The sequence below is a fragment of the Methylobacterium hispanicum genome (assembly GCF_022179285.1).
Taxonomy (GTDB): domain Bacteria; phylum Pseudomonadota; class Alphaproteobacteria; order Rhizobiales; family Beijerinckiaceae; genus Methylobacterium; species Methylobacterium hispanicum.
The window spans coordinates 104,849-125,561 of record NZ_BPQO01000017.1 but is presented as its reverse complement, the minus strand read 5'-3'; the positions used below and the strand labels follow the sequence as shown (position 1 = coordinate 125,561).

Below are 20,713 nucleotides of genomic sequence, written 5' to 3'. Positions count from 1 at the left end.
TATGCGGTGCGGTGCGGGAGCCGAGGCTAAGCCGAGCGCTACGGGAGCCGAGGCTCAGCCGAAGCGGCCGGTGATGTAGTCCTGCGTCTGCCGCTTCTCCGGGTTCATGAAGATGCGGTTGGTCTGGCCGAACTCGACGAGCTCGCCGAGATACATGAAGGCGGTGAACTGCGAGATGCGGGCCGCCTGCTGCATGTTGTGGGTGACGATCGCGATGGTGAACTCGTCGCGCAGCTGCTCGATCAATTCCTCGATGCGTCCCGTCGAGATCGGGTCGAGGGCCGAGGTCGGCTCGTCGAACAGGATCACCTCCGGGCGCTGCGCCACCGTACGGGCGATGCAGAGGCGCTGCTGCTGGCCGCCGGACAGGCCCATGCCGGACTGCTTGAGCTTGTCCTTCACCTCGTCCCAGAGCGCGGCCTTGCGGAGCGCCGACTCGACGCGGCCGTCGAGCTCGGATTTCGGCAGCTTCTCGTAGAGGCGCATGCCGAAGGCGACGTTGTCGTAGATCGACATCGGGAAGGGCGTGGGCTTCTGGAACACCATGCCGACCCGCGAGCGCAGCTCGTTCAGGTCGATCCTCGGGTCGAGGATGTTCTCGCCGTCGAGCAGGATCTCGCCTTCCGCGCGCTGCTCCGGATAGAGGCTGTAGATCCGGTTGAAGGTGCGCAGCAGGGTGGACTTGCCGCAGCCCGAGGGGCCGATCAGCGCGGTGACCTGCCGGTCGTGGAAGTTCAGGTTGATGTTCTTCAGGCCGTGGAACTGGCCATAGTAGAAGTTCAGGTCCTTCACGGCGATCCGCACCGGGGCACCCGCATTCGCGCCGGCGCGGGCAGAGGGCTGGGTCACGGAACCCTTGGCGGCGAGCGCTGCGGCGTTGCTCATGGGATCGATCCTTCGAACTCGGCGTCTCAGCGGGCGCGCTGCGGCTTGATCACCGTGCGGGCGATCACCGACAGGGCCAGGATGGTCACGGTGATGAGGAGCGCGCCCGCCCAGGCGAGCTGCTGCCAGTTGGGATAGGGCGAGAGCGCGAACTGGTAGATCATCACCGGCAGGTTCGCGACGCCGCCCATCAGGTTGGCGTTGAACCAGCTGTTGTTGTTGAGCGCGGTGAAGAGCAGCGGCGCGGTCTCGCCGGCGATGCGGGCGAGCGCCAGGATGATGCCCGTGACGATGCCGGCCGAGGCCGCCCGCCAGGTCACGCTGCGGATCACCACGGAAGGAGGCGCGCCGAGCGCCGCACCCGCCTCGCGCAGCGTGCCCGGCACGAGGCGCATCATGTCCTCGGTGGTGCGCACGATCACGGGCGTGGCGATGATGGCGAGCGCCACCGCCCCGGCCCAGCCCGAATAGGTCCCCATCGGCCGCACCATCAGGGTGTAGACGAACAGGCCGATCAGGATCGAGGGCGCCGAGAGCAGGATGTCGTTGAGGAAGCGGATCACGTCGGCGAGCTTCGAGGTGCGGCCGTACTCGGCGAGGTAGGTGCCGGCCATCACGCCGATCGGGGTCGCGATCAGGATGCCGATCACCGTCATCACGAGGCTGCCGAGGATCGCGTTGGCGATGCCGCCGCCCTCGCTGCCGGGGCCCGGGGTCGGCTGGGTCAGCAGCGTCGGCGAGAGGCCCTTCAGGCCCTCGACGATCAGCATGAGCAGGATCGAGCCGAGCACGATCGCACCGAGAAGGGTGGCCAGGGTGCAGGCGATGCGGAGCGTTCGGTCGGCGGTGCGGCGCGAGGCGCGCACGCGGCTCGCCCGCCTCGGCGTGCCGGAGGGGGCGCCGGCGGGCGGCGCTGCGAGGGTGTTGGCGGCGTCCACAGCTTGCCTCCTCAGGCGACCTTGGCGCGCCGCGTCAGCAGGCGGGCGATGATGAGGACGATGAAGGTGATGACGAAGAGGATGCAGCCGAGCGCCATCAGGGCGTTGAGCTGCATGCCGTCCGCCTCGTTGAACTCGTTGGCGATGCGCGACGCGATGGTGGAGCCCGGGTCGAAGATCGAGGCCGAGAGCCGGTTGGCGTTGCCGATCACGAAGGTGACCGCCATCGTCTCGCCGAGCGCGCGGCCGAGCCCCAGCATGATCGCGCCGATGATCGAGACCGAGGCCTGCGGCACCAGCACGTGGCGCACCACCTCCCAGGTGGTGCAGCCGATGCCGTAGGCGCTCTCGCGCAGGATCGTCGGGATCTGGTCGAGCATGTCGCGGGCGATCGAGGCCACGAAGGGCACGATCATGATCGCCAGGATGATGCCGGCGGTGAGGATGCCGACCCCCGAGGGCACGCGCGCGTAGAACAGGGTGCCGACGAGCGGCATGCCCTCGACGAGGTTCGAGACCGGCACCTGCACGAAGCGGGCGAAGAGCGGGGCGAAGATGAACAGGCCCCACATGCCGTAGATGATGCTGGGCACGGCCGCGAGCAGCTCGATCGTCATGCCGACGGGCTTCCTTGCCCAGCCGGGGCAGAGCTGCGTCAGGTAGACCGCGATGCCGAGCGAGATCGGCACGCCGATCACGAGGGCGAGCAGCGCCGAGGCCAGCGTGCCGATCACCGCGACGAGGGCGCCGTACTGCTCGGTGCCGATGTTCCAGGCGCTGGAGGTGAGGAAGCCGAAGCCGAATTCCCGGAAGGCGGGCCAGCCGCCGTAGAGGATCGAACCCAGGATGCCGGCGAGCACCAGCAGCACCAGCAGGGCGGAGGCGTAGGCTGCCCCGCGGAAGAGGGCGTCGGTGCCCCGACTCGGGCCCCGGCGGCGCGCGACGCTGCGTGTCTCGGCCAGCGCGATCTGATCGGTCAAGGTGGTCATCCGCGGTTCTCGTCACCGGGTTGGGCGTTTAGCGCGCGGCGGCGACCGGCGCGAGGGCGGACCGTCGGCTGCAGGCGCGCATCCCTCCCCGGTCCGGGGTGAGATGCCGGCCGACCACGCCCGGGCTCGGACCGGGCTTGGGCCGGACATTGGTCGCGGGGCGGCGGGGCCGCCCCGGTCTGTCCCTACATGCTGCCGAGGACGGGCTTGCCGTCCTTGCCCTTCACGCTCTTCCACTCCTCGTGGATCTGCGCGACGACGTTGTCCGGCAGCGGCACGTAGTCGAGCTCGGAGGCCATCGTGTCCCCGTTCTTGTAGGCCCAGTTGAAGAACTTCAGCACCTCGGCGGACTTCGCCGCGTCGGCCGCGTCCTTGTGGACGAGGATGAAGGTCGCGGCGGTGATCGGCCACGCCTCGTCGCCGGCCTGGTTGGTCAGCGAGATGCCGAAGCCGGGCTGGGCCTTCCAGTCGGCGCTGGCGGCGGCGGCCTGGAACGACTTGTCGTCGGGCTGCGGGAACTTGCCGGCCTTGTTCTGGATCAGCGTGTGGCTGAGCTTGTTCTGCTTGGCGTAGGCCGACTCGACGTAGCCGATGGCGTTCGGGACCTGCTTGACGGTGGCGGTGACGCCCTCGTTGCCCTTGCCGCCCTGGCCGGTCGGCCAGGACACGGTGGTGGCCGCGCCGTACTCCTTCTTCCAGCCGTCGGAGACCTGGGAGAGGTAGGTGGTGAAGATGTTGGTCGTGCCCGACGCGTCCGAGCGGTAGACCGGGGTGATCGTCGCGTCGGGCAGCTTCAGGCCCTCGTTGAGCGCGGCGATCTTCGGGTCGGACCACTTGGTGATCTTGCCGGCGTAGATGTCCGCCACGAGCTCGCCCGTGAGCTTGAGCTTGCCGGGCTCGACGCCGGGGATGTTCACCACCGTGACGACGCCGCCCATCACGGTCGGGAACTGGACGAGGCCGTCCTTCTCGAGGGCGGCGCCCTTCAGCGGCGCGTCGGTGGCGCCGAAATCGACCGTCTTGGCCTGGATCTGCTTGATGCCGCCGCCGGAGCCGATCGACTGATAGTTCAGGCCGTTGCCGGTCTCCTTGCGGTAGGCCTCGGCCCACTTCGAGTAGACCGGGAACGGAAAGGTGGCGCCGGCACCGGTGATGTCGGCGGCACGGGCGGGCAGGACGAGCTGGGCCGTGGCCAGCCCCAGGGCGAGCGCGTAGGTGAAAGGCTTCACGTGAATCTCCGTTGCCGCCGAATTCCGGGCGCCAGGTACATGTGGCTCGGGGCGTGTCCGGATCCCCGGCCGTCCTGCGATCGGCCGAAAGCTCCGGCCGCCACAGCGCTTATGGCCTGGCCGATGCGGCGGTATGACACGGACGTGACAGACGGATGACAGGGCTCGCGCGCGCGGCGGAAATCAGTTTGCGGCGCAGCATTTGGCACGCTTCGGCTCGGTCGCGCGTTCTCCCCGGGTCTGCGGCGCTGCCAGCGCCGCGCGAGCCAGCGGAGTTCGACCGACGTGGGCACGCTTCTGCCCGATCAGGCCGCCGACGCGGACGGCGCCTTCCTGGCGCTGCACGAGGAGCGCGAGGCCCTCGAACGCGCCCTGGCGCTCGCGCAGGCGCGCCAGCGCTTCAGCCCCGATCCGAACGAGGCCGCACGCGCCCGGGACGAGGAGACCGCGCTTCTGGCCAGCCTCGACCGGGTGATGACGATGATCCGCGCCGCGGAGTACAAGCGCGGTCCCGGGGCGCGGCGCTGGTAGCGTCGCCCCTCTCTCAGTTGGCGCGGCGCAGAGCCCGCTCCTTGCTGCGCAGGCGCAGGATGAGATCGATCTGGCAGTCGGGGATCGGCTGCCTGTCGATGCTGTCCTCGTAGAGCGAGCGCAGCGTGAGGCCGAGATGCAGCGTGTCGACGCTCTGGGCCGCGTCGGCCTCGCAGGGCGGGGCGGCGTTCTCGTCAGGCTTCGTTTCGATAGCGGCTCGGCTCATCCTGGCCCCTCCGAGAAACGCAACGCCCGGTATCGCCGCCGGGCCGACGGCTGTTCTGCGAGGATCGGCAAACAGGCTTAACGACCCGTAAACAGGAACCTCACGTTAAGCATGACGCGCCGCCGCGGGGCCGGTTGCGAGCCGCGATCGCTATCCGTGCGGGTGTTGCCGCCCGGCCACTCAGTGCGGGAGGAACCGTGTGAAATCGAAGGTCGCGAGCTGTCGGTCCAGATCGGCATTCCGTTCCGAACGCGCCCCACCGATCAGGGCCGTGCTGAAGGTTGCGGACGGTTCCGCCGCCGGCGCGCCCGCGTCGAGGAACAGGTCCACGTAGTGCCGCGCGCCGGCGTCGAGCCCACCCTCCCGGACGCGCTGCCGGAGGTGGCGCTCGACCTCCGCGAGCCCCCTGATCGTCGGGGGCACGATGGCGCGGGCATGCAGGTGCTTCAGGATCCTCGTCCGGGTCGCCGCCCGCCCGAGGCGCGAGACGTGCAGGATCCCGAGGCGCCCGAAGGAGCCGGGTCCCAGCCGCGCGGCCACCTGCGGCTCGTGGAGATTGTGCCCGACATGCCTGACCGCCCGGCACAGGTCCGAGCGGACGACGGCCTTGCCCGCGAAGGTGCCGTGGCCGATGGAATCCGCCGACATGTCGAACCGGATCGGCCGCGACCAGTCCGGCCCGTCCGCCCCCTCCTCGGGCGACGCGACGTTCGGGAACCAGGTCCCGGCATGGACGCCCTCGTTGCCCTCCCGCAGCACCGGCAGAACGTTGTCGGGGCCGATCGTCCCGGCGCGCCGGCCGAACAGGAACTCGTCCGCGTCCAGCACAGCGACGTAGCGGCAGTTCTTCTCGATGAGGTGGTAGAAGGCGGCGTTCCCGACCGTGTCGTGGATCGTGTCGTAGTACCTTTCGTATCCGACGATCAGGACCCGCCGCCGGTACGCCTCCAGGACGCGCAGGTGCTCGGGGTCGGTCGAGCCGCAATCCATGATGATGAGGTTGTGGTGGCCGACGATGTCCGCGTGATAGGCGATCCACCGCGGTAGCAGGACCGGCTCGTCCTTCACCTTCAGGATGATCTTGAGGAGCGTGTCCTTGCCCGGTGCGAAGCGCAGGCCGAGCGCCCGCCCGTGCGTCAGCCAGTCCTTGTAGGCGTGCGCCTCGGTCGCGAAGCGGAAGCGCCGTGCATCCTCGTAGACGGCGCGCGCGAAGCTGCGTGTCCGGTAGTCGAAGAGCTGCCAGCAGGCCTCGAAGCTGCGGTGCTCCGGGTTCTCCAGCAGGAAGAAGTAGGTGTCCCTGAGTCGCGGCATGCGGCTCGTCCGGCGCGGGCCGCTAGCCGGTCGCCGCCTGGAGCAGGCTGACGGCGGCGGCGCGGGCCTCGTCGGTCACGCTGGCGCCCGCGAGCATCCGGGCGATCTCCTCGCGGCGCGCCTCGGCGGGCAGCGTGGTCACGCGGGTGGAGACGCGGTCGCTGCCCTTCACGGGCGCCTTGGCGATCAGGAAATGCGTCTGCGCCCGGGCCGCGACCTGGGGCGCGTGGGTGACGCAGACCACCTGCACGGTGGCCGAGAGCCGGGCGAGGCGGGCGCCGATCGCGTCGGCCACCGCGCCGCCGACGCCGGTGTCGATCTCGTCGAAGATCAGGGTCGGGGCCGAGCCCTTGTCGGCGAGCACCACCTTGAGCGCGAGCATGAAGCGGGACAATTCGCCCCCCGAGGCCACCTTCATCATCGGGCCGGGCCGCGTGCCGGGATTCGTCTGTGCCCAGAACTCCACCCGCTCGGTGCCGGCGGGGTCGCGCGCCTCCGGGTCGGAGGTGATCTCCGTGATGAAGCGGGCGCGCTCCAGCTTCAACGGCGGCAGCTCGGCCTTCACGGCGGCGTCGAGCTGCTTGGCGGCGCGCCGCCGCCCGGCCGAGAGCTTCTCGGCGGCCTTGACGTAGAGCGCGTCGGCCTCGGCGAGGGCCTGTTCCAGCCCGGAGAGCGCCTCCTCGCCCGCGTCGATTGCCGCGACGTCGGCGACGTAGCGCTCGCGCAAGGCCGCGAGGTCGTCGGCGGGCACGTTGTACTTGCGCGACGCCGCGCGCAGCGCGAACAGGCGTTCCTCCACCCGCTCCAGCTCGCGCGGGTCGAACTCGGTCTCGGCGACCGCCGCGTCGAGCACTGCGCGCGCCTCGTCGAGGGCGTTGAGCGCCGCGTCGATCGCCGCGATGCAAGGGTCGACCAGCGCCGGCAGCTGGGCCGCGCGCCGCTCCAGCTTGCGGATCGCGGCGGAGAGGTGCGGCACGCCCGAATGCGAGCCGCCGACGGCCTCCAGCGCCTCGTTGAGGTCGCGGGCGACCTTCTCGCTCTGCTGCATCACCGTGCGGCGCTCGGCGAGCTGGGCCTCCTCGCCGGGCTTCGGATCGAGCTCGGCCAGCTCCTCGACGGCGTGGCGCAGGAAATCGACCTCCTTGCGGGCCGCCTCGACGCGGGCGCGGTGGCTCTCGAGGGCGCCGCGCGCGCCGCGCACGCGCCTGGCCGCCTCCGTCACCGCGGCGAGGGGGCCCTGCAGCCCGCCGAAGGCGTCGAGGATCGCGCGATGCGTCGCGGCGTCCGACAAGGCCCGGTCGTCGTGCTGGCCGTGGATCTCGACGAGGGCCGCGCCGATCGCCCGGAGCACCTGCACGCCCACCGGCTGGTCGTTGACGAAGGCGCGGGTGCGCCCGTCCGCCATCTGGGTGCGGCGCAGGATCAGGTCGCCCTCGGTGTCGATCTCGGCCTCGGCGGCGATCCGGCGGGCCGGGTGGTCGAGCCCGACGTCGAACACTGCCGTGACGGCGCCCTGGCCCTCGCCGTGGCGCACGAGGCGGCCGTCGCCGCGCCCGCCCAGCGCCAGCGCGAAGGCGTCGAGCAGGATCGACTTGCCCGCACCCGTCTCCCCGGTGAGGACGCTCAGTCCGTCGCGAAAGTTCAGCTCGAGCTTGTCGATCAGAACGATGTCGCGGATCGCAAGCTGCGCGAGCATGCGTCTGTCCGGTTCCCCTCATCTGGTCCCGCGCGTGGTCTAGACGGAAGCCCGCCGGACTTCACGCGGAAAAATCGACGCCCCGCCCACGGCTGGACCGGCCCCGCAACCTGTCGCTAGAAGGCTGGCGGCCAGGCTTCGCGCCGCGGCGCGCCGGATCCGCGAGGCCGGACGGGACCATGACGGCCTATTTCATCACCTGCCACGCCTCCGTCGCCTGCGTCCGCGACCAGTTCCGCACGCTCTACCGGCCGGAGCACCGGCTGCTCTACCACGTGGACGCGAAGGCGCCCGCCGCCCTGCACGAGACGGTGCGACGCCTCGGCGAGGCCTTCCCGAACGTGGCGGTGCTGCCGAGCCGGCACTACGCCTGGGCGGGCTACTCGCAGGTCGCCACGACCCTGGAGGCGATCGACCATGCGCTCGGCGCCGGACCGGACTGGTCGCACCTCGTGGTGCTGAGTGAGCAGCATTGCCGCCTGCGGGACGAGGCCGGTCTCGCGGCGGCGCTGGAGCCGGGAATCTCCTACGTCGACGCGACGCCCTTCGGTGCGATGAACCCGGGCTCGCAGGCGGACATCGCCCACCGCTTCAGCATGGACTACCGCGAGCTGCCCGGTATCGGCAGCTTCGGGGTCGTGCCGGTCGAACCCGACCCGGACTTCCTCGCCCGCCTGCGCCACGGCAGCAACTGGTTCATCCTCTCGCGGCAGGCCTGCGCCCATCTCGCGGCCGCGGCCCGGACCGCGCCGGAAGCCGCGCGCCTGCGCGCGGCGGTCCACCCCGACGAGAACATGCTGCAGACGCTGCTGGCGGCCGATGGGGGCCACGCCGGCCGGATCGAGCCGCGCGAGACCACCTTCGTGGCCTGGCCCCACATCTCGGGCAATGCCGACATGACCTTCCGGGCCGAGGATTTCCGCGCGGCCCGCGCGGGCGACCGGCTGTTCATCCGCAAGCGCCCGGCCCACCTGCCCCAGGCGGTCGCGGACATCCTCGAAGGCTGGGCCGCCATGAGCGAGGCCGACCTCTCCGCGCGGATCGGCGCTCCGCTGGAAGCGGCCGCGGAGGCTCCGGATGCTGAGGGGACGGCGCTGGCCCGGCGCGTGGCCAGCCGCGTGGTACGCCGCGGGCGCGGCGTGCAGGCCGACCTGCCGAACCTCCGCTTCGGCCTGCGCAACCCGTCCTTCAGCCTGCGCTTCCGCACGGCCCGGATCCCGGACGGCATCGACGTGCGCATCCTCTCGCAGGATCTCCGGCACTTCCGGGTGCTGCTGCTGGAGGCCGAGCGGCCCGAGATCGACTTCGCGCCGCGCCGGCTCTACGGGCGTCCCGCTCCGCTCCTGCGGGTCCGCGTGCCGGAATTCGATTTCCGGCGGGAGATCCTGGTGCCGGAGGACCCGGCGCACGGCTTCTGGACGCGGCCGCCGGACGGCAGCGTGATCGGTCTCGTGCGGCTGATCGAGACCTACATCCGCGTCGCCGAGGGCCTCGCGATGACGCCCGCGCCGGAACCGGTCCGGGGTATCGCTGCGGTGCGGCAGGAGGCGGCGGCGCGCGCCCGCAGCCTCGCCTGGAGCCTGCGCCGGATCCTCAAAAGCAAACGGCCGGCCTGATCGGGCCGGCCGTCGCCTCAGGATCGTGGAGCCGGGCTACTCCGCCGAGGCGGTCTTGCGGCCCATCACCGAGCTGTAGATCTTGCTGAGGAACGAGGACTTCTCCTCGCGCGGCTCCAGGCCGCCGCTGGAGAGGAGCGCGTGCGCATCCTTGTACCAGGGGCTGTCCGGGAAGTTGTGGCCGAGCACGGCCGCCGAATTCTGGGCCTCCCCCGTGATACCGAGCGCCATGTAGGCCTCTGTCAGGCGCATCAGGGCCTCTTCGGCGTGGCGCGTGGTCTGGTACTTGGCCACCACGTCGCGGAAGCGGTTGATCGCCGCCGGGAAGTTGCGCTTCTCGAGGTAGTAGCGTCCGACATCCATCTCCTTGCCGGCGAGCTGGTCGCGGGTGATCTGGATCTTGGCCTTGGCGTCGGTGGCGTATTCCGAGGTCGGGTAGCGCTGCACCAGCTCCTGCAGGGCGGCGAGCGCCTTCTCGGAGCGGTCCTGGTCGCGCGTCACGTCCGGGATCTGCTTGTAGTGCGACATCGCCATCAGGTACTGGGCGTAGGCCGCGTCCTTGCTCGCCGGGTGGCGCTGAAGGTAGCGCTTCGAGGCGTTGATCGCGTCGTCGTACTTCGCGCCCTGGTAGTTCGAGAAGGCGGTCATCAGAAGCGCCTTCCGAGACCAGTCGGAGTAGGAATACTGCTTGTCGAGCGCGTCGAACTTCTTGACCGCGCCCTCGTAATCGCTGTCCTCGAGCTTCGCCAGGCCCTCGCTGTAGAGCTTGTCAGCCGGCGTGTCCTGAATGACCTCGGGCTTGTACTTCTCGGCGAAGATGCCGGTCGGATCGAAATCGCAGCCGCCCAGGCCGAGGGCCAGGACGATCACGGGCGCGGTCACGAGCACGGGCATCGCCCTGCCGCGGTTCCGAGTGATGAGGCGCATCTGCGATACTTTCCCCGAACAGGCGCGGCCCGTCTTCGACGCGGACCGTCCGGCCTTACACGATCTGTGCCGAGCGGGTCTCGACCATCCGGGCTCGCGCGGCAAGCCTGGGATGAGAATCCGTCACGGACGATTCACCGTGACGTTCGATTCGGGCGCGAAAGCGGCAGGACGGGATCTCGCGCGATCGGCGCGCGGCTGTGGCCTGCCGGCAACGGCTTTGTCGGGGATCAGAGTTCGCCCGCGAAGGCCGCGAGGCCGAGGCCGAACTCGGCGAGCGCGGTCTCGCGGCGGGTGCCGACGGCCTCGACGATGGCGTAGTTGGCGCGGTCGGCGAAGAGGGCGTCGAGCACGCCGACATTCATGCGGTGGCCGCCGCAATAGGAGCGGTAGGCGCCCTGGATCGGCAGGCCGGCCAGCGCGAGGTCGCCCACGGCGTCGAGGATCTTGTGGCGGACGAACTCGTCGGGGAAGCGCAGGCCCTCCGGGTTCACCACGTCGGTGTCGCCGACCGCGACCGTGTTCTCCAGGGAGGCGCCGAGCGCGAAGCCGGCCTTCCAGTAGCGCTGCACGTCCTTCATCATGCCGAAGGTGCGCGCGCCCGCGATCTCGCGGCGGTAGGCGGCGGGGCTGAGATCCATCGCCTTGCGGCTGCGGCCGATGACGGGGTTCTCGAAATCGATCTCGACGTCGAGGCGGAAGCCCCGGTCGATCGGGCGGAGTTCGGCGAAGGCCTTGCCGTTCTCGATGCGGACGGGGCGCAGCACCTTGATCCAGCGGCGCGGCGCGCCGCAGCCCGTCACGCCGACCGCGTCGATCGCCTTGACGAAGGGGAGAGCGCTGCCGTCGAGGATCGGCATCTCGGGCCCGTCGATCTCGACCAGGGCGTTGTCCACGCCCAGACCGAACAGGGCGGACATCAGGTGCTCGATGGTGGCGACCGCGCCCGACTCGACGTCGCCGATGACGGTGCACAGCTCGGTGGCGGAGACGCAGGCGTGGTGGGCTTTGATGAGCCGGTCGTTGCCCGAGGGCATTCCGGTGCGGAGGAAGGCGATACCGTGGTTGGCGGGTGCCGGCCGGAGGGTGATCTCGGCAGGGTTGCCGGAGTGGACACCGACGCCGTTGAGCGTCACCGGGCCCTTGAGGGTTGTCTGTTGGTTCGTTCGCATTCCTGAGCCCTCGGCCGTGACCTGCCGCCGGATCCCCCGCCGCTCGCGAGGGCCCGTCATCGTTCGATCCGTCCGCTGCTTGGTGCCCCTGGGTTCGCTGCCGGCTGGCGCCGGTGCGGCCCGCTCGTTGGTCCTGATTTTTCTATAGCCACGCCGGATTGCCGGGCCAAATCACGGATTCTTACCGTCTGTTACAGTCACGCTTCTGCCGCAATTTGGAAAAGAGCTTGATGTGCCAATCAGTTAACGAATGGTTAACGGCAACCTAAATCGGCCGGTCGAATGTGACGCGAAAACCTCACCGCCGGGTATGCAAGCGCCCGCCGGTCCTCTCGGGCGGCGGGCGTCGCGGTCGTTCCAGCGGGTGAGCGGGCCCGGGGACGGGCCCGCCGTGGATCAGTTCGCCTGCCGGCGCAGGAAGGCCGGGATCTCCAGGTGATCGTCGTCCATCATCCGCGTGGCGGGCTGGCTGCGGCCCTGCGCGTCGAGGTTGCCCTGGGGCGCGCGGTAGGCCGGAGCCTGCTGCGGGGCGTGATGGCCCTGGGGAGCCTGATGACCCTGCGGGACGCTATGACCCTGCGGGGCCTGGACGCGCGGCGCGGCCGGCATCGGGGCCTGGGGCGCCGCGGCGCGCGGAGCCGTCTCCTCCTCGCGGCGTCCGCCGAAGCCGACCGTGGCGAGGCGGCGCAGCAGCGAGGTGCGCTTGGCGTCGGCGGGCTCCGCCGCCGCCGGCTCGCTGCGGCTCGCCATGATCTGGTTCTGGGCGATCTGCGGCAGCTCGTGGATCTGCGGCATGCGGGGCGCGCGGGCGAGCGGGGCCGAGGCCGGCGCGGCCGGCCGCGGCGGCACGAACGGGCCGGCGTGATGCTGCGGCAACTCGGGCTGCTGCGGCGCGGCGGCCGGCGGCGGCACGAAGGCGGCGGCGGCGCGCGGCGCGGCCTGGGTCAGCAGGACGTCGTCGCGCATGACCGGGGCCGGCTCGGGCTGCGGCGCGAGGGCGGCGGGAGCCTGGGCGACAGGAGCCTGGGCGACCGGGGCCGGGGCCTCGGTGCGGATCGCGGGCGGGGCCTGGATGGCGGCGCTGTGCACCGCGGCGGCCCGCGAGCGGGCCTCGGAGCGCAGGCGCTCGGCGACCTCGGCGATGCGCTGCTCGGTCTCGGCGATGGCCGGGTTGTTGGGCGAGTTCGCCGAGATCAGCGCCGGCTCGATACCGGTGGCGACCACCGACACGCGGATGATGCCGTCGAGGCTCTCGTCGAAGGTCGCGCCCAGGATGATGTTGGCGTCCTGATCGACCTCCTCGCGGATGCGGGTGGCGGCCTCGTCGAGCTCGTACAGGGTGAGGTCCGAGCCGCCGGTGATCGAGATCAGCAGGCCGCGCGCGCCCTTCATCGAGACGTCGTCGAGGAGCGGGTTGGCGATCGCGGCCTCGGCGGCGCGGTTGGCGCGCTTCTCGCCCGACGCCTCGCCCGTGCCCATCATGGCCTTGCCCATGCCGCGCATGATCGCCCGCACGTCGGCGAAGTCGAGGTTGATCAGGCCCTCCTTCACCATCAGGTCGGTGATGCAGGCGACGCCCGAGTAGAGCACCTGGTCGGCCATCGCGAAGGCGTCCGCGAAGGTGGTCTTCTCGTTGGCGACCCGGAACAGGTTCTGGTTCGGGATCACGATGAGCGTGTCGACGGAGGCCTGGAGCTCCTGGATGCCGGCCTCGGCCGTGCGCATCCGGCGCACGCCCTCGAACTGGAAGGGCTTGGTCACGACGCCGACCGTCAGGATGCCCATGTCGCGCGCGGCGCGGGCGATGACGGGGGCGGCGCCGGTGCCGGTGCCGCCGCCCATGCCGGCGGTGATGAAGCACATGTGGGCGCCCGAGAGCTGGTCGCGGATCTCGTCGATCACCTCGTCGGCGGCGGCCGAGCCGACCTCCGGGTGCGAGCCGGCGCCCAGCCCCTGCGTCACGCCGAGGCCCATCTGGATCACGCGCTCGGCCTTCGAGGAGGTCAGCGCCTGCGCATCCGTGTTGGCGACCACGAACTCGCAGCCGAGGAGACCCGACTCGATCATGTTGTTGACGGCGTTGCCGCCGGCGCCGCCGACGCCGAACACGGTGATGCGGGGCTTGAGTTCGCGGATGTCGGGGGCCTGGAGGGAAATGGCCATGGTGTCGAGCCTCTCGTGAACTTGGGATTGCTGGGGCGCCTAGACGCCGGAGTTTTCTCGTTCTTTCGCGGACCGCCGGGGCGGGCCGCCGAAACCTCAGAAGCCGCCGCGGATCCACTCGACCATGCGGCCGAAATACCCGTCGGTGCCGGTCCGCGCGAAGGCGCTGTGCCCGCGCGGCTCGAAGTGCTCGGCATGGGCGACCTGCGGGTAGACCAGCAGGCCGACCGCGGCCGAGAAGGCCGGGCCCTTGGCGGCCTCGGGCAGGCCGCGGATGCCGAGCGGGCGGCCGATGCGGACCTGGCCCTGCATCACCCGGCGCGCCACCTCGGGCAGGCCCACGAGCTGGCTCGCCCCGCCGGTGAGCACCACGCGGCGCCCGGCCTGGGCGGCGAAGCCCGCGTTGCGCAGGCGGTCGCGCACCAGCTCGACCACCTCCTCGACGCGCGGCTTGATGATCCGCACGAGCTGGGAGCGCGGCACGTGGGCCGGCGCGTCGCCCTCGTCCTCGCCGACGCCGTGGACCGCGATCATGTCGCGCTCGTCCGACGGGGTGGCGATGGCCGAGCCGTAGAGCGTCTTCAGCCGCTCGGCCGCCGCGACCCGGGTGGAGAGGCCGCGGGCGATGTCCATGGTGACGTGGTGGCCGCCGACCGCGACCGCGTCGGTGTGGACGAGGTGGCCGCCCTGGAACACGCCGAAGCTCGTGGTGCCGCCGCCCATGTCGATGACGCAGACGCCCATCTCGGCCTCGTCGTCGACGAGCGCCGAGAGGCCGGCCGCGTAGGGCGTGGCGATCACCGCCTCGACGCCCAGATGGCAGTGCTCGACCGCCAGCATCACGTTGCGGGCGGCCGCGGCCTCCGCGGTGACGACGTGGAGATCCACGCCGAGCGCCTCGCCGATCATGCCGGAGGGGTCGATCACCGCGCCCTGGCCGTCCAGCGCGTAGCCGGTCGGCAGGGCGTGGAGCACGGCCCGGCCGGGGCTGACGCCGTGGGCGCTCGCGGTCTCGAGCACGCGCTCGACGTCCGAGCCCGTGACGGTGCCGGTGCGGACGTTCACCCGCGCCTGGAAGTGCTGCGAGGCGAGGCGCCCGCCCGACATGTTCACGATGACGGACTGGACCTCGACCTTGGCCATCCGCTCGGCCGCGTGCACGGCCTGCCGGATCGCGCCCTCGGCGGCCTCCAAGTCCACGATGGCGCCGCCCTTGAGTCCGAGCGAGCGCTGGTGGCCGATGCCGATGATGCGCGCGAGGTGGGTGCGGCCGCGGAGCGTCGACATCGCCTCGGCGGGCTGCAGCTCGGCGATGAGGCAGACGACCTTGCTGGTGCCGATATCCAGCACCGAGAGCGTCGCGGCGCGGCGCGCCGAGAGCGGCTTCAGTCGGGGCGTGAGGCCGTGCTGGCTGTGCATCGAACGCTACCGGGCGACAGGAACGACGAGAGGGGTGGAAGAACGGGCGGGCGCGCTCACGAGGCCGTCCCCTTCTTGGTCTTCTTCTGCGCCTCGGCGCGGGCGGCGGCGGCCTCCTCGGTCAGCCGGACCACCACGCGGTCCGGCATCCGGAGGTCGACCGCGATGATGTCCTTGTCGAGGAGCCGCTCGCCGCGCTGCAGGGCGACGAGGCGGGCCAGCGCCGCGGCCGGGTCGGCCTCGGGCAGGCGGATGTCGACGCCGTCGAGTTTCAGCGTCCAGCGCCGGCCCGAGACGTAGGTGCCGGCCCGGACGCGCTCGCCGAGGCTGCCCGCGGCCTGGATCAGGCCGAGATATTCGGCGAGCCGCTCGTTGGCGCCCTCGCCCACGACGAGCGGCAGGCTGGCGTAGCGGTCGTCCCGCATCGTGTCGATCACGGTGCCGTCGGCGGCGATCACGCTGACCTCGCCGTTCTTCTGCCAGAGCGCGGCGGGCTCCCGCTCGACCTGCGTGATGACGATCTCGTTCGGGTAGATCTTGCGGACCGAGGCCGAGGCGATCAGCGGCACGCGCAGCAGCTTCTCGCGCACCTCGGCGACGTCGAGGAAGGGCACGGAGGAGCGCCAGTCGATGCCGGCCGCGGTCAGCACCTCCCGCTCGTACATGCGCGAGATGCCCGAGATGGTGACGCGCTCGACGCCGAACCCGGCGATGCGGGCGGCGATGTCCAGGGGGCGGCCCTGCTCGGCCACGAAGGCGTCGTAGCGGCCGCTCGCGACGAAGCCGGCGAGCGCGAGGCCGGCGCAGGCCGCGGAGAGCCCGACGGCGCCGACGCCGCGGGGGAGGCGGTGCTCGATCGGGAGCCGGGGGCGGAGGCTGCGGAAGGGCGAGCGGCGCAGGAGGCGCGCGGCCAGCCGCGCGACCGGTCCCGCGGCGGGGCCGGCGGGGCTCAGCGGCCCAGAGAAGCGTCCTCCACCATCCATCGGACGAGCTCACCGAATCCGTAGCCCGCATGGGCCGCCAACTCCGGCACAAGGCTCGTCTGGGTCATACCGGGTTGCGTGTTGACCTCGAGCACGACGAGGGCACCGGTGCCTCCCGGTGTATCGTCGTAGCGAAGGTCCGCACGGCTGACGCCCCGGCAGCCCAGTGCTTGATGCGCCGTTAACGCCAACTCTTGGACACGCTGGTAAACATTTGGTTTAAGCTCCGCCGGGAGGACGTGGATCGACCCCCCCTCGGCGTACTTGGCGTCGAAGTCGTACCACTCGCCCGATGCGGGCTTGATCTCGATGACCCCGAGGGCCCGGTCGCCCATCACCGCGCAGGTCAGCTCGCGGCCCGCAATGTAAGTCTCCGCAAGGACTTCCTCTCCGTAGGTCCACGCGTCCGAGGCCAGGATCTGGGGCGGGTGCGAGCGTCCGTCGCGCACGATGATGACGCCGACCGAGGAGCCCTCCGAGACCGGCTTCACGACGTAGGGAGGCGGCAAAGGGTGTGACTTGGCGGCCACGTGACGGTTAACGACGCGGCCCTCCGGCACGGCGACGCCGGCCGCCCGCATGACCACTTTGGCACGCTCCTTGTGCATGGCGAGCGCCGAGGCCAGCACGCCGGAATGCGTGTAGGGGATCTTCAGGATCTCCAGCAGGCCCTGGATCGTGCCGTCCTCGCCGGCCGGGCCGTGCAGGGCGTTGAAGGCGACGTCCGGGCGAAGATCCGCGAGCACGGCGGCGATGTCGGCCCCGACATCGACGCGGGTGACGCGGTAGCCCTCGCCTTCCAGCGCCCCCGCGCAGGCGTTGCCGGAACTGAGCGAGACGACGCGCTCGCTGGAGGTGCCTCCCATGAGGACGGCGACGTGCTTGGGCATGGGGGCACCTCGTGCTTCGGGTCTCGGAAAGGATCTCAGGCGCGGCCGATCAGCGAGCGGACGCGGTCGAACAGATGCTCGGCGGCGGCGGGATCGAGGTCGCCGGCCCGCCGGACGACCCGCGATCCGTCGATGCAGGCGATCTTCAGCGGGCGCACCACCGACGGCTTGGCAAGCCCGGCGCGGGCCAGATCCGCGATCGGCAGGTCGTCCGCCATCGGCGCGTTGCGCGCGCTCGTGATCATGGCGATCCAGACGAAGCCCGCCGCCGCGACGGACGCGTTCGAGATCACGACCGCGGGTCGCCGCTTCTCCGCCAAGCGATCCGCGTAGGGAAACGGGATGATCACGACGGCCCCCGCGCCGAGTGCGGGCTCAGAGGTCGGCATAGTCTTCGTCGTCGATCGGGCCAGCCCACTCGGTGAAGGCGACCAGCGGATCCTCACCCTCGGGGGGCGCCTTCTCGATCAGGACGCCGCGCGGCGTGAGGAGATAACGGAGGCGGTCGCCCGGGCGGAGGTCCAGGCGCTCGCGCACCTCCGCGGGGATCACGGTCTGGCTCTTCACCGACACCTTCGAGTAGGCCTTGGCCGTCCCGCTCACCGCCCACTCCCGTAGCTGAACGCGCCTTACGTCTTACGCCTTACCAATCGGGGCGTCGATGCCGATCCGCTTGATCTCCCAGTGCAGCTCGACGCCCGAGGTCTCGCGCACGCGGCGGCGGACCTCCTCGCCGAGCGCCTCGATGTCGGCCGCGCTGGCGTTGTCGCGGTTGATCAGGAAGTTGCAGTGCATCTCGCTGACCTGCGCGCCGCCGAGCGCGAGGCCCCGGCAGCCGGCCTGGTCGACGAGCTGCCAGGCCTTGGCCCCGGGCGGGTTCTTGAAGGTCGAGCCGCCGGTCCGCTCGCGGATCGGCTGGGCGGCCTCGCGCGCGGCGGTGACCCGGTCCATCTCGGCCTCGATCGCGGTGCGCTCGCCCGGTCGGCCGCGGAACAGGGCGCTCGTGAAGATCACGTCCTCGGGCGCCGTGCTGTGCCGATAGGTGAAGCCCATCTCGGCATGGGTGAAGCTACGCAGGTTGCCCCGGCGATCGACGCCCCTTGCCTCGACCAGCACGTCGGTGGTCTCGCCGCCGTGGGCTCCCGCGTTCATGCGCAGCGCCCCCCCGACCGAGCCCGGGATGCCGCGGAAGAAGGCGAGCCCGTCGAGCCCGGCCTCGGCCGCGGCCTTGGCGAGCCGCATGTCGGGCACGGCGGTGCCGACGCGCAGCCTGTCGCCGTCGATGTCGATCCCGCCGAAGGCCCGGCCGCCGAGGCGCACCACCACGCCCGGCACGCCACCGTCGCGCACGATGAGATTCGAGCCGAGGCCGATCACGGTCACCGGCACGGCCGGGTCGAGGACGGCGAGCAGTCGGGCGAGGTCTTCCTCGTCCGCCGGCGTGAATAGAACCTCGGCCGGTCCGCCGACGCGGAACCACGTGAGGTCGGCGAGCGGCTGGTTCGCCAGCAGGCGACCGCGCAGGCCGGGCGCCGCGGCGCGGATGGAATCGTGGAGCTGTGTGGTCATGCTATGCTTCGCGCCGGCCGAACCGGTTGCGTGAGGGGAGCGCGGCGGAATGAGCGCCGGAATGGGCAAGGAGCTTGTCTTCACCCGCGCCGCTGCACGGGCCCTGACCCGGATGCCGCGCGACAGCGAGGATCTGATCCGCCGGAAGCTGAAGCAGTACGCCGACGATCCGGCGAGCCTCGCCAACAACGTTCGGGCCCTGAAGGGCGAGGGCGAGCGCTACCGACTGCGTGTCGGCGACTGGCGCGCGGTCTTCACGAGCGAGCCGGATCGGATCATTGTCCACGTGGTCGGGCCGCGCGGCTCGATCTACGATTAGGATTGCGCCTGTGACCATCGTCAGAACGAGGACGCCCTCCGGCGAGGCGATCGTAATCCTACCGGAGGCCGAGTTCGAGCGCCTGCGGGAACTGGCGGAGGACACCCTGGACGCTCGCCTCGTGGACGCTTCGCAGGAGCGGCTGCGGGCCGGCACGGAGGAGTTGCTGAGCGAGGCCGACCTCGACGCCCTGCGTGCCGCGCCGAGCCCCCTCGCCTTCTGGCGGGCACGCCGTGGCGCCTCGGTTGCCCGGCTGGCGCAGGTATGCGCCCTCGACGAGGACGAGATCTCGGCTCTGGAGCGGGGCGTAGGCACGGCCGAGCCCGCGATCTACGAGCGGCTCGCACGGGTCCTCGACGTCGACGTCGAGGACCTCGTGCCGGAGGCGGCCTGAGCGGCGCGCATCCCCCTCACCGCTTCCGCGCGGCGAGCTCGCCCGGCAGCGCGTAGGCCCACTGGGTGATGTTGCCGGCGCCCAGGCACACCACGTAGTCGCCGGGCTTGGCGAGCTCCGCGACGATGCCGGCCAGATCCTCCGGTCGCTCCAGCGCCCGCGCGTCGCGGTGGCCGCGGGAGCGCAGGCCCGCGACCAGCCCATCGCGGTCGATGCCCTCGATCGGCTGCTCGCCCGCCGCGTAGACGGGGGCGACGATCACCGTGTCGGCGTCGTTGAAGCAGGTGCAGAAATCGTCGAACAGCGACTGCAGCCGCGAGTAGCGGTGCGGCTGCACGATCGCGATCACGCCCGCATCCGTCGAGGCGCGGGCTGCCTTGAGCACCGCCTTGATCTCAACCGGATGGTGCCCGTAATCGTCGAAGATCGCCGCGCCGTTCCACTCGCCCGTGCGGGTGAAGCGCCGCTTGACGCCGCCGAAGCCCGCGAGCGCCTGGCGGATCGCCTCGGGCTTCACGCCGAGCTCGTGCGCCACGGCGAGCGCCGCGGTGGCGTTGAGCGCGTTGTGCTTGCCGGGCATCGGCAGGACGAGATCCTCCATCTCCATCCGGTAGCCCGGGCGGCGGTCGCGGATCATCACTCGGAAGCGGCTCTGGCCGCCGCGCAGGTCCACGTCGATCAGGCGCACGTCGGCCTGCGGGTTCTCGCCGTAAGTGATGATGCGCCGGTCCTCGATATGGCCGACGAGGTCCTGCACGACGGGATGATCGATGCACATCACCGCGAAGCCGTAGAACGGGATGTTGTCGATGAAGCGCCGGAAGGCGTCCTTCACCGCCTCGAACGAGCCGAAATGGTCGAGGTGCTCGGGGTCGATGTTGGTGACGATGGCGACATCCGCGGGCAGCTTCAGGAAGGTGCCGTCGGATTCATCCGCCTCCACCACCATCCACTCGCCCTCGCCCATGCGGGCGTTGGTGCCGTAGGCATTGATGATGCCGCCGTTGATGACGGTCGGGTCGAGATTGCCGGCGTCGAGCAGCGTCGCGACGAGCGAGGTCGTCGTGGTCTTGCCGTGGGTGCCGGCGATCGCCACGCAGGACTTGAAGCGCATCAACTCGGCCAGCATCTCGGCGCGGCGCACCACCGGCAGGCGGCGCTCGCGGGCGGCCTGCAGCTCCGGGTTGTCGCGGCGGATCGCGGTCGAAACGACGACGAGGGCGGCCTCCTCGACGTTCCTGGCGTCGTGGCCCACGAAGGTGCGCATGCCCTGGTCGGCGAGCCGGCGCACGTTCGCGTTGTCGTTCGCGTCCGAGCCCTGAACCGTGTAGCCGAGATTGTGCATCACCTCGGCGATGCCGGACATGCCGATGCCGCCGATGCCGATGAAGTGGATGGGGCCGAGCTTGTCGGGCAGCTTCATGGGTCGAACCGTGGTGTCTGCGGACCCGTGAGA

The 20,713-nt window shown here is 71.1% G+C and carries 21 protein-coding genes; 4 read left to right on the top strand and 17 right to left on the bottom strand.

Translation table 11 applies throughout. The features are described from left to right. Positions 1-54: 54 nt before the first annotated feature. From pstB to pstS, 4 genes are all read right to left on the bottom strand, one after another. Complete coding sequence (gene pstB / locus MFF56_RS19220) at positions 55-885, bottom strand: phosphate ABC transporter ATP-binding protein PstB (RefSeq protein ID WP_238230593.1); 831 nt, start codon at positions 883-885, stop codon at positions 55-57. Positions 886-911: 26 nt separating this feature from the next. After that, positions 912-1,823, bottom strand: coding sequence for a phosphate ABC transporter permease PstA (pstA, locus tag MFF56_RS19215; protein ID WP_373324133.1), 912 nt, complete (start codon positions 1,821-1,823; stop codon positions 912-914). 11 nt (positions 1,824-1,834) lie between these two features. Continuing rightward, on the bottom strand, positions 1,835-2,812 hold the full coding sequence (gene pstC / locus MFF56_RS19210; RefSeq protein ID WP_066918172.1) for a phosphate ABC transporter permease subunit PstC: 978 nt from the start codon (positions 2,810-2,812) through the stop codon (positions 1,835-1,837). A 185-nt stretch (positions 2,813-2,997) separates the two neighbouring features. Further along, positions 2,998-4,041: a phosphate ABC transporter substrate-binding protein PstS gene (gene pstS, locus MFF56_RS19205; RefSeq protein WP_066918170.1), complete on the bottom strand. Its 1,044-nt coding sequence runs from the start codon at positions 4,039-4,041 to the stop codon at positions 2,998-3,000. A 285-nt stretch (positions 4,042-4,326) separates the two neighbouring features. Here pstS and MFF56_RS19200 point away from each other — a divergent pair, with 285 nt between their 5' ends. Continuing rightward, positions 4,327-4,572, top strand: a complete 246-nt coding sequence (locus MFF56_RS19200) for a hypothetical protein (protein WP_066918167.1) — start codon at positions 4,327-4,329, stop codon at positions 4,570-4,572. A gap of 13 nt (positions 4,573-4,585) precedes the next feature. Here MFF56_RS19200 and MFF56_RS19195 read toward each other — a convergent pair whose 3' ends face one another. From MFF56_RS19195 to recN, 3 genes are all read right to left on the bottom strand, one after another. Continuing rightward, positions 4,586-4,798, bottom strand: a complete 213-nt coding sequence (locus MFF56_RS19195; protein ID WP_238230592.1) for a hypothetical protein — start codon at positions 4,796-4,798, stop codon at positions 4,586-4,588. Positions 4,799-4,978: 180 nt separating this feature from the next. Then, positions 4,979-6,109 carry a glycosyltransferase family protein gene (locus MFF56_RS19190; protein WP_066918166.1) on the bottom strand — a complete coding sequence of 377 codons (1,131 nt, stop codon included), beginning with the start codon at positions 6,107-6,109 and terminating at the stop codon, positions 4,979-4,981. 22 nt (positions 6,110-6,131) lie between these two features. Continuing rightward, positions 6,132-7,805 (bottom strand): DNA repair protein RecN, encoded by a 1,674-nt coding sequence (gene recN / locus MFF56_RS19185; RefSeq protein WP_066918164.1) that lies wholly within the window; start codon positions 7,803-7,805, stop codon positions 6,132-6,134. Positions 7,806-7,984: 179 nt separating this feature from the next. Here recN and MFF56_RS19180 point away from each other — a divergent pair, with 179 nt between their 5' ends. Beyond that, positions 7,985-9,421: a beta-1,6-N-acetylglucosaminyltransferase gene (locus MFF56_RS19180; protein ID WP_066918162.1), complete on the top strand. Its 1,437-nt coding sequence runs from the start codon at positions 7,985-7,987 to the stop codon at positions 9,419-9,421. A 36-nt stretch (positions 9,422-9,457) separates the two neighbouring features. Here the strand turns inward: MFF56_RS19180 and MFF56_RS19175 are convergent, their stop codons facing one another. From MFF56_RS19175 to murB, 9 genes are all read right to left on the bottom strand, one after another. Then, on the bottom strand, positions 9,458-10,315 hold the full coding sequence (locus MFF56_RS19175; protein WP_066918176.1) for an outer membrane protein assembly factor BamD: 858 nt from the start codon (positions 10,313-10,315) through the stop codon (positions 9,458-9,460). A gap of 263 nt (positions 10,316-10,578) precedes the next feature. Continuing rightward, positions 10,579-11,520 carry a UDP-3-O-acyl-N-acetylglucosamine deacetylase gene (gene lpxC / locus MFF56_RS19170; protein ID WP_066918160.1) on the bottom strand — a complete coding sequence of 314 codons (942 nt, stop codon included), beginning with the start codon at positions 11,518-11,520 and terminating at the stop codon, positions 10,579-10,581. A 396-nt stretch (positions 11,521-11,916) separates the two neighbouring features. Next, the gene (ftsZ, locus tag MFF56_RS19165) at positions 11,917-13,683 is read right to left on the bottom strand and encodes a cell division protein FtsZ (protein WP_066918158.1); all 1,767 of its coding nucleotides are present in this window, start codon (positions 13,681-13,683) and stop codon (positions 11,917-11,919) included. A 96-nt stretch (positions 13,684-13,779) separates the two neighbouring features. Beyond that, positions 13,780-15,102 (bottom strand): cell division protein FtsA, encoded by a 1,323-nt coding sequence (gene ftsA / locus MFF56_RS19160; protein ID WP_066918156.1) that lies wholly within the window; start codon positions 15,100-15,102, stop codon positions 13,780-13,782. 56 nt (positions 15,103-15,158) lie between these two features. Continuing rightward, positions 15,159-16,085 (bottom strand): cell division protein FtsQ/DivIB, encoded by a 927-nt coding sequence (locus MFF56_RS19155; RefSeq protein WP_238230589.1) that lies wholly within the window; start codon positions 16,083-16,085, stop codon positions 15,159-15,161. Continuing rightward, positions 16,052-16,975, bottom strand: a complete 924-nt coding sequence (locus MFF56_RS19150) for a D-alanine--D-alanine ligase (RefSeq protein WP_238230588.1) — start codon at positions 16,973-16,975, stop codon at positions 16,052-16,054. Before MFF56_RS19150 ends, MFF56_RS19155 begins: the two co-directional genes overlap by 34 nt. 35 nt (positions 16,976-17,010) lie before the next feature. Then, positions 17,011-17,364 (bottom strand): type II toxin-antitoxin system PemK/MazF family toxin, encoded by a 354-nt coding sequence (locus MFF56_RS19145; protein ID WP_066921212.1) that lies wholly within the window; start codon positions 17,362-17,364, stop codon positions 17,011-17,013. Further along, positions 17,351-17,578, bottom strand: a complete 228-nt coding sequence (locus MFF56_RS19140) for an AbrB/MazE/SpoVT family DNA-binding domain-containing protein (protein ID WP_066921214.1) — start codon at positions 17,576-17,578, stop codon at positions 17,351-17,353. The genes MFF56_RS19145 and MFF56_RS19140 overlap by 14 nt, the downstream gene beginning before the upstream one ends. A 33-nt stretch (positions 17,579-17,611) precedes the next feature. After that, positions 17,612-18,544 (bottom strand): UDP-N-acetylmuramate dehydrogenase, encoded by a 933-nt coding sequence (gene murB, locus MFF56_RS19135; RefSeq protein WP_066921216.1) that lies wholly within the window; start codon positions 18,542-18,544, stop codon positions 17,612-17,614. 49 nt (positions 18,545-18,593) lie between these two features. On the opposite strand from murB, the gene MFF56_RS19130 reads away from it, so the two are divergent. Then, positions 18,594-18,863, top strand: coding sequence for a type II toxin-antitoxin system RelE family toxin (locus MFF56_RS19130; RefSeq protein WP_238230586.1), 270 nt, complete (start codon positions 18,594-18,596; stop codon positions 18,861-18,863). A 10-nt stretch (positions 18,864-18,873) separates the two neighbouring features. Continuing rightward, positions 18,874-19,257 (top strand): helix-turn-helix domain-containing protein, encoded by a 384-nt coding sequence (locus MFF56_RS19125; protein ID WP_066921218.1) that lies wholly within the window; start codon positions 18,874-18,876, stop codon positions 19,255-19,257. Positions 19,258-19,273: 16 nt separating this feature from the next. Here the strand turns inward: MFF56_RS19125 and murC are convergent, their stop codons facing one another. After that, positions 19,274-20,680 carry a UDP-N-acetylmuramate--L-alanine ligase gene (murC, locus tag MFF56_RS19120; protein ID WP_066921219.1) on the bottom strand — a complete coding sequence of 469 codons (1,407 nt, stop codon included), beginning with the start codon at positions 20,678-20,680 and terminating at the stop codon, positions 19,274-19,276. Positions 20,681-20,713: the final 33 nt, after the last annotated feature.

Bases quoted from the DNA above. Each gene is read 5' to 3' on its own strand.
- MFF56_RS19145 (WP_066921212.1), bottom strand. From the start codon at position 17,364: ATGCCGACCTCTGAGCCCGCACTCGGCGCGGGGGCCGTCGTGATCATC.
- recN (WP_066918164.1), bottom strand. From the start codon at position 7,805: ATGCTCGCGCAGCTTGCGATCCGCGACATCGTTCTGATCGACAAGCTC.
- ftsZ (WP_066918158.1), bottom strand. From the start codon at position 13,683: ATGGCCATTTCCCTCCAGGCCCCCGACATCCGCGAACTCAAGCCCCGC.
- MFF56_RS19155 (WP_238230589.1), bottom strand. From the start codon at position 16,085: ATGGATGGTGGAGGACGCTTCTCTGGGCCGCTGAGCCCCGCCGGCCCC.
- MFF56_RS19175 (WP_066918176.1), bottom strand. From the start codon at position 10,315: ATGCCCGTGCTCGTGACCGCGCCCGTGATCGTCCTGGCCCTCGGCCTG.
- lpxC (WP_066918160.1), bottom strand. From the start codon at position 11,520: ATGCGAACGAACCAACAGACAACCCTCAAGGGCCCGGTGACGCTCAAC.
- MFF56_RS19150 (WP_238230588.1), bottom strand. From the start codon at position 16,975: ATGCCCAAGCACGTCGCCGTCCTCATGGGAGGCACCTCCAGCGAGCGC.
- MFF56_RS19190 (WP_066918166.1), bottom strand. From the start codon at position 6,109: ATGCCGCGACTCAGGGACACCTACTTCTTCCTGCTGGAGAACCCGGAG.
- murB (WP_066921216.1), bottom strand. From the start codon at position 18,544: ATGACCACACAGCTCCACGATTCCATCCGCGCCGCGGCGCCCGGCCTG.
- pstB (WP_238230593.1), bottom strand. From the start codon at position 885: ATGAGCAACGCCGCAGCGCTCGCCGCCAAGGGTTCCGTGACCCAGCCC.
- ftsA (WP_066918156.1), bottom strand. From the start codon at position 15,102: ATGCACAGCCAGCACGGCCTCACGCCCCGACTGAAGCCGCTCTCGGCG.
- pstC (WP_066918172.1), bottom strand. From the start codon at position 2,812: ATGACCACCTTGACCGATCAGATCGCGCTGGCCGAGACACGCAGCGTC.
- MFF56_RS19195 (WP_238230592.1), bottom strand. From the start codon at position 4,798: ATGAGCCGAGCCGCTATCGAAACGAAGCCTGACGAGAACGCCGCCCCG.
- MFF56_RS19130 (WP_238230586.1), top strand. From the start codon at position 18,594: ATGAGCGCCGGAATGGGCAAGGAGCTTGTCTTCACCCGCGCCGCTGCA.
- MFF56_RS19180 (WP_066918162.1), top strand. From the start codon at position 7,985: ATGACGGCCTATTTCATCACCTGCCACGCCTCCGTCGCCTGCGTCCGC.
- murC (WP_066921219.1), bottom strand. From the start codon at position 20,680: ATGAAGCTGCCCGACAAGCTCGGCCCCATCCACTTCATCGGCATCGGC.